Genomic DNA, 6,220 nt, shown 5'->3' on the forward strand with positions numbered 1-6,220 from the left:
TTGTCCCCCGGCGTCTGCATCGCCCGGTGGATCGCGAACTCGCCGACAATCGTCTTGCCCGCTCCCGTGGGCGCGGCCACAAGCACGCTCCGGCCGCGCTCGAGCGCCTGGCAAGCATCGAGCTGGAACGGATCCAGAGCGAAGCGCTGAGCGGCGGCGAACAGTTGCGTCTGAGGGTGCTGCGCCGCCGACTGTGCGGATGCGTAGCGCTCAGCCGGCGAGCTCATGCGGCGGCTGCGTCCGGATCGAGACCGTCCGCGATCCGCTTCTTCCGCTTACGACGGTCGAAGAGGAGCGACACTCCGGCCGCGGCGAAGTACAGCACGATCAGGATGCCGCCGACCAGGAACATCGATCCGATGTCGGCCGCCGGCGTCGCGATGGCGGCGAAGACGGAGGCGACGAGCACCGCGATCCGCCATCCCTTCAGCAGCCCCCTGCCGGTGATCACACCGGCGAGGTTCAGCGCCACCATGAACACCGGGAGCACGAACGAGATGCCGATCACCAGGATGAACTTGAGGATGAAGTCGTAGTAGTACTCGGCGTCGAGGAAGTTCTTGCCGATGCCGGGCACGAATCCCGACATCACCTCGATCACGTGCGGCGCCACCCAGATCGCGACCGCGCCGCCGGCGAAGAAGAGCGGGATCGCCGCGACGACGAATCCGACCGTGTACTTGATCTCCTTCTTCGTGAGCCCGGGCACGATGAACGCCCAGACCTGCCACAGCCAGATCGGTGCGGACAGCAGCAGGCCGATGGCCAGGGACATCCGCAGGCGGAGGTTGAATCCCGACGAGATCTTCGTGAACATCAGCGCGGCGAAGTCCTTGCCGCGCAGCGCATTGATCTCGTTGATCGGCCACGCCATGAGCTTGAGCACCGGTTCGGTGAGGATAGCCGCGATCACCATTCCGACGACAAGCCCGATCACCGCGATGATCAGGCGCCGACGAGCCTCCCTGAGGTGCTCGCCCAGCGACATCCGTCGATCGTGGCTCCCCTCGGAAGAAGGCGCGTCGACGCTCAGTTCTGTCACGACCTACGAGGCGCGAGGCGGTGTGTCCTGATCAGCAGGACGCTCAGCCGCCGGGGCTGCAGTACCGGTCGACGTCGCGGTGGTGCCGTCGGTGCCGGCCTCCGGAGCGTCGTCGTCCTTCATCGCCTTCATCTCGCCCTTGAACACGCGTGCGGACTGTCCCAGGCTCTTCGCCAGCGCCGGCAGCTTCGCCGCGCCGAACAGAAGAAGGATGATGATCAGAATGATCCACAGGTGCGGGCCTGCGAAAAGATTACTACCCATGGATTTCTCCTCTTGGTGGGTCGGATTCCGTTCAGTCTACCTGTGCCGAAGAGGCCTCGGGCACCGTATAGAGGTCGAGTGCGGCGGATGCCCATTCGCGTGTCGCGCACCGCGCGAGAGGCGGATCGAGCACCTCCAGCGCACCCCCGAATCGTCCGGCGATCCGCTTGATCCCACGGGGGTCCGCCATGCTCATCCGTACGGTGACGACGGCGTCGGTCCGGTCGATCTCCTCGTACGGGAAGGCGCCCAGCAGCGGCAGCACCCGCTCGGGAAGCCGCACCGTGACGTGATCGGAGACGTCACCGCCTCCGCCGAACTCCGCAGGCACAGGCGCGTCACCATGGGTGATAGGGATCTCGGTCAGATGCGCATCGCTGACGCGATCGAGATGGAAGGTGCGCATCGCCTGCCGCAGATGACACCATCCCTGCAGATACCACTGCCCGTTCGTGATGAGGATCTGACGCGGGTCGACCGTGCGCGTCGTGGGCTCGGCATCCGGGGCCTGATACCGGAACGCGACGGCCACGCCGTCGTGCAGCGCGCGCGAGACGACCTGCTGCACCTCGGTGACCTCCACCGGCGCGATGAGCAGATCGGGAGGAGCATCGGCGGAGCCCCGGGAGAGCTTGGCGATCAGGCCGCTGACAAGTCCGGAGTCGGCCACGGCGGGCACCGCGGCGACGAGCTGGAGGCCGGCGAGCAGCGCCGCCGCCTCCCGGGCGGTGAACCGGGGAACCCGGCGGAAGGCGACGTCGTGCGTGATCTCGATGATGTCGTGCTCGTCGAGCAGGTCCCAGTCGATGTCGAACATCTCCTGCGGGAGCTGCCAGTACCCGGAGTCACCCGGCAGGCCGATCACGGTGAGCTTCTCGACCATGGCGCGCATCTGCGCGGCCGTCACGCCGAACTCGGCCGCGGCCTCGTCGAGCGTGACCTGGCCGCGCTCGAGCAGGTACGGGACGAGCGTGAGGTAGAGGCGCACGCGGTCCGCGGCCAGAAGCGGTGCGGAGCTCATTCGGCGCTCCCCTCTCCGGCGGTCTCTTCCGCGGCGTGCGCGTCGACGATCGCGTGCAGGCGCTGGATCACGCTGTCGCGGAGATCGGCAGGCTCCACGACCCGCACCTCGGGTCCGTAGGTGGCCAGCTCGTCGGCGAAGATGTGCCGGTCGACGTAGGGCACGCGGATGCCCTGGACTGCGGGAACACCTCGGCGCCCGAGCCGCAGGGCGGCCTCGGTCCCCGGGGTGATCTCGAGCAGGGCCTGCTGCGATGCGGCCACCTCCGCGAGACCCGCGAGCGCCCGCTCCGCGGCGCCGTCGCGCGCGACGGGGTCGAAGCCCTGGCCCGTGACCTTCACATCGCTGACGATGCGGCTGAGCAGGAAGGTCCGCTCACCGTCGGCATCCACGTCGAACCCGTACAGGTGCCAGCGCGACTCGTACTCGACCTGGACCAGCGGACGGATGCGGCGGCGCGTGGGTGCGTCCTCGCCGGGCTTCAGGTAGTCGAAGACCACCACGCGGTTGCGTTCGATGCCCTCCTGCAGGGCGGGGAAGGCCGCATCCTGCACGGCGATGCGCGGCGCGAAGCCGATGATCGGCTCGTCCCCGTCGATGCCGAGCGCCCGGATCTTGCGGACGCCGGCCTGGGCATCGGCGGAGACGGATTCGCTGCTCCACACGCTGCCGGCGAGACGCAGCACCGCGAGCTCCGCGTCCGTGAACTCGATGTCGGAGGGCAGGTCGTAGTCGGCCTGCGGAATCCGGTAGCGGGCCTCGCGCATGTCCTGGGGGTCGGCCGGATCGCCGATCGTCTCCACCGGCATGCCGAGCGCGCGCAGCTCGTCCTTGTCGCGCTCGAACATCTTCTCCAGCGAATCGGGCTTCGCGCCGGCTTCGACGCGCTGGCGGTACCCGGAGACGTTGTCGAGGATCTGCTGCTTGGTCAGGCCGATCTCCGTGGCCATCAGCGCCACGACGAGATTCGTCAGCCGCTCCTCCGCGGGGATCTGCGCCGGTGTCATCCCCGGACCAGCTCCGGCGGGACGATGCCCAGCACGTCGACGACGTAGACGATCGCGTCGTCGCCGGTCTTCTCGGGGTCGACCACGAGAAGCTGGCTCCCCACGGTCGCCTTCGCGACCTGCGTCATCACCTGCGGCGGGAGGGTGGAGGTGTCGTACACGACGCCCTTCTCCCACGAGGAACCGGTCACGGCACGGGTCGACCACTTCACGGCCGTGTACTGGAACATCGCCAGGCCCTTGCCGACCTTCGCGCCGTCGCCCTTGATCAGGGTCTCGGTCACGAGCTTCTTCGGCGCCGCACCGTCGGGGACGATGATGCCCGGCTGCCCGCTGGGCGCACGCACCACCGACGGGATGCCCTGCGCGTCGTTGAAGACGTCGCGGCCCTGCGCCTTCGGACGCAGCACCTCCTGGATGTCGATGGTGCCCACGATGCTCTCGTCGGGGCCGAGGCCGACCTGGGCTGCCATGCCCTCGGGAAGGTCCTTTGCGGGGACCGCGAACGCGACCCGGGAGCCGTTCGTCGCGCACTGCAGCGCCGCGCCGATACCGCCGAACTGCTCGCTGAGCGTCTTCGGGGACCACACGCCCGCGCCGCTGTCGATCATCTGGCCGGTGGCGCCGTTCAGCAGGGTGATGGAGCCGACCACGTCCTGGGTCTTCTCGCGCACGACCGCGCCGTCGCCCACCACGAGGTCGTCGTAGACCACCTTCGACGTCGGCATCGGCGCCGTCAGGCTCACTTTCGCGGAGCCGATGTCACCGGTCGCCTTGACGGCCATCGAGAGCGCGGCGGACTCGCTGCGCTCGCAACCGGCGGCGCCGGATCCCGGCGCGGTCGAGCAGCCCGTCAGGACGAGAGCGGACAGGGCGAGGGCCGAGACGGCAGCGGTCGTTTTACGCACGCGCCCCAGTCTATTCCGAAGCGCTGTCGCCCTCGCGCGATGCGGCGGCGGTGCGCGCGCCGTTCGCGGCCTTCTGCGCCTCGCGCACCCGCTTGCGCAGGTTCTTGTCGGTGATCTCGCGGTCACCGACCGCACCGGGGGTCCACAGCTCCACGTCCTCGTCGCCGTAGCTGGACTTGGAGGCACGGCGCTTCACCTCGGGAGGAACCGCACCCGGCGCCAGGCGCCGCGCGGTCAGCAGGAACCCGGTGTGCGCGACCATGCGGTGGTCGGGTCGGACGGCCAGCCCCTCGACATGCCATCCGCGGACCATGGTCTCGGACGCATCCGGATCCGTGAACAGTCCCGTGCCGCGGATGTACTCCGCGACGCGCGACAGCTGCGTGGCCGTGGCGACGTAGCAGATCACCACGCCGCCGGGCGCGAGGGCATCGGCGACGACGTCCATGCACTCCCAGGGTGCGAGCATGTCCAGCACGACGCGATCGACCGTGCCGTCCTCGAACTGCGCGGGCAGCTCCTCCCCCAGGTCGCCGACCACGACGCTCCAGGTGTCGGGCCTCTCGCCGAAGAAGGTCTCGACGTTCGCGCGCGCCACCTCCGCGAAGTCCTCGCGCCGCTCGAACGAGGTCAGCCTGCCCTCGTGGCCGATGGCCCGAAGCAGAGCGAGCGAGAGGGCGCCGGAGCCGACGCCGGCCTCGACGACGACGGCGCCCGGGAAGATGTCGGCCTGCATGACGATCTGCGCCGAGTCCTTCGGGTACACGATCGCAGCGCCGCGGGGCATCGACATCGCGAAGTCCCGCAGCAGCGGACGCAGGGCCAGGTAGTCGTGTCCGCCGCTGTTGGTCACGACGGAGCCGTCCGGCTGACCGATCAGCTGGGTGTGCTTGAGCACTCCGTGGTGGGTGTGCAGCTCCCCGTCCCCGCGCAGCGTGATGGTGTGCATCCGCCCCTTCGGCCCGGTCAGCTGCACGCGGTCGCCCTCTCGGAACGGCCCGCGGGGTCGAGTGGCGCTCATGCGTTCTCCTTGGCGTGGCGGCCGGCGAGGTCGCGGATGTCGGCGGATGTGCGTCCCGCAAGCGTCGGCCACAGTTCGTGCGCGTCCGAGCCGTCCAGGGAGACGATGTGCGGCACGCCCAGGGTCACCGCTCCGGATGCCCGACCTGCGGCGACGCCGGTGCCGGAGTCCTCGATCACGACGGCATCGGTGATGTCGATCTCCAGCAGCTCGGCGGCTCGCAGGTACGGGTCGGGGAAGGGCTTGGGGCGGGCGACGTCATCGCCGGCGACCACGAGGTCGAAGGCGTCGAAGTCGATCAGCGAGACGACGTCGAGCGCCATGCGGCGCAGGGACATGGTCACCAGGGCCGTGGGGATGCCGTTGGCGCGCAGGTCTGCGAGCAGTTCGCGCGCGCCGTGCCGGAACGGCACCCCGTCGGCGCGGAGGCGGCCTGCGACGGCATCCGTGAGGTGCTGGACGATGGCGTCCGCCTCCATGTCGACGCCATACCTCTGCAGGATGAGGGCGCTGTCGTGCAGGCCGTTCCCGACCAGCTGGAGCGCGTCCTCGTGGGTCCAGGTGCCGCCGAACGACTCGACCAGGACGGTCTCGGCGTCCATCCAGTACGGCTCGGTGTCGACGAGGGTTCCGTCCATGTCCCACAGGACTGCGCTGGGCTTGTTGCTCACTGAACCCATGCTAGCCGGGAGCCGGCCCAGGGCTGATGCCGGGCGACTAGCCTGGAGGGACACTTCCGGGGGTGCAGGCCCCGGATGACAGGAGGGAGAACGGTGGACGCTCTCGGCTCACGCATCATCGTCGCCGCGTTCGACGGCTGGAACGACGCCGGCGAGGCGGCCAGCGGCGCCATCGGCGCGCTGCGCGACGCGGGGAGCTACGAGGCCGTGCACTCCGTCGATCCCGAGCTGTACTTCGACTATCAGTACACCCGTCCCTCATCCCGGATGGATGCCT

At 69.3% G+C, this 6,220-nt stretch carries 7 protein-coding genes and 2 pseudogenes (1 of these 9 running past the window's edge); 1 reads left to right on the forward strand and 8 read right to left on the reverse strand.

Features of this window, described 5'->3' with window-relative positions; translation table 11 throughout:
• From BGN97_RS14970 to BGN97_RS15005, 8 genes and pseudogenes are all read right to left on the reverse strand, one after another.
• Positions 1-227: pseudogene (locus BGN97_RS14970) on the reverse strand (DEAD/DEAH box helicase); the annotation flags it as partial.
• Entirely contained in the window at positions 224-988 is a 765-nt protein-coding gene (gene tatC, locus BGN97_RS14975) for a twin-arginine translocase subunit TatC (protein ID WP_292703173.1), read from the reverse strand. The gene tatC and the pseudogene BGN97_RS14970, both read right to left, overlap by 4 nt.
• A 57-nt stretch (positions 989-1,045) precedes the next feature.
• Positions 1,046-1,306 (reverse strand): twin-arginine translocase TatA/TatE family subunit, encoded by a 261-nt coding sequence (gene tatA / locus BGN97_RS14980; protein WP_292703176.1) that lies wholly within the window; start codon positions 1,304-1,306, stop codon positions 1,046-1,048.
• Between the two features lie 31 nt (positions 1,307-1,337).
• A complete protein-coding gene (locus BGN97_RS14985) occupies positions 1,338-2,327 on the reverse strand; it encodes a WYL domain-containing protein (protein WP_292703179.1) in 990 nt (329 codons plus the stop codon).
• A complete protein-coding gene (locus BGN97_RS14990; protein WP_292703182.1) occupies positions 2,324-3,334 on the reverse strand; it encodes a WYL domain-containing protein in 1,011 nt (336 codons plus the stop codon). The genes BGN97_RS14985 and BGN97_RS14990 overlap by 4 nt, the downstream gene beginning before the upstream one ends.
• On the reverse strand, positions 3,331-4,242 hold the full coding sequence (locus BGN97_RS14995) for a peptidylprolyl isomerase (RefSeq protein ID WP_292703185.1): 912 nt from the start codon (positions 4,240-4,242) through the stop codon (positions 3,331-3,333). The genes BGN97_RS14990 and BGN97_RS14995 overlap by 4 nt, the downstream gene beginning before the upstream one ends.
• 10 nt (positions 4,243-4,252) lie before the next feature.
• Positions 4,253-5,263, reverse strand: coding sequence for a tRNA (adenine-N1)-methyltransferase (locus BGN97_RS15000; RefSeq protein ID WP_292703188.1), 1,011 nt, complete (start codon positions 5,261-5,263; stop codon positions 4,253-4,255).
• Positions 5,260-5,943 (reverse strand): HAD family phosphatase, encoded by a 684-nt coding sequence (locus tag BGN97_RS15005; protein WP_292703190.1) that lies wholly within the window; start codon positions 5,941-5,943, stop codon positions 5,260-5,262. The genes BGN97_RS15000 and BGN97_RS15005 overlap by 4 nt, the downstream gene beginning before the upstream one ends.
• A gap of 93 nt (positions 5,944-6,036) precedes the next feature.
• On the opposite strand from BGN97_RS15005, the pseudogene BGN97_RS15010 reads away from it, so the two are divergent.
• Positions 6,037-6,220: pseudogene (locus BGN97_RS15010) on the forward strand (PAC2 family protein); it runs 657 nt beyond the window's last position.

Origin of the sequence: Microbacterium sp. 69-10 (genome assembly GCF_001897945.1) — a bacterium.
Taxonomy (GTDB): domain Bacteria; phylum Actinomycetota; class Actinomycetes; order Actinomycetales; family Microbacteriaceae; genus Microbacterium.

Bases quoted from the DNA above. Each gene is read 5' to 3' on its own strand.
- tatC (WP_292703173.1), bottom strand. From the start codon at position 988: ATGTCGCTGGGCGAGCACCTCAGGGAGGCTCGTCGGCGCCTGATCATC.
- tatA (WP_292703176.1), bottom strand. From the start codon at position 1,306: ATGGGTAGTAATCTTTTCGCAGGCCCGCACCTGTGGATCATTCTGATC.
- BGN97_RS14985 (WP_292703179.1), bottom strand. From the start codon at position 2,327: ATGAGCTCCGCACCGCTTCTGGCCGCGGACCGCGTGCGCCTCTACCTC.
- BGN97_RS14990 (WP_292703182.1), bottom strand. From the start codon at position 3,334: ATGACACCGGCGCAGATCCCCGCGGAGGAGCGGCTGACGAATCTCGTC.
- BGN97_RS15000 (WP_292703188.1), bottom strand. From the start codon at position 5,263: ATGAGCGCCACTCGACCCCGCGGGCCGTTCCGAGAGGGCGACCGCGTG.
- BGN97_RS15005 (WP_292703190.1), bottom strand. From the start codon at position 5,943: ATGGGTTCAGTGAGCAACAAGCCCAGCGCAGTCCTGTGGGACATGGAC.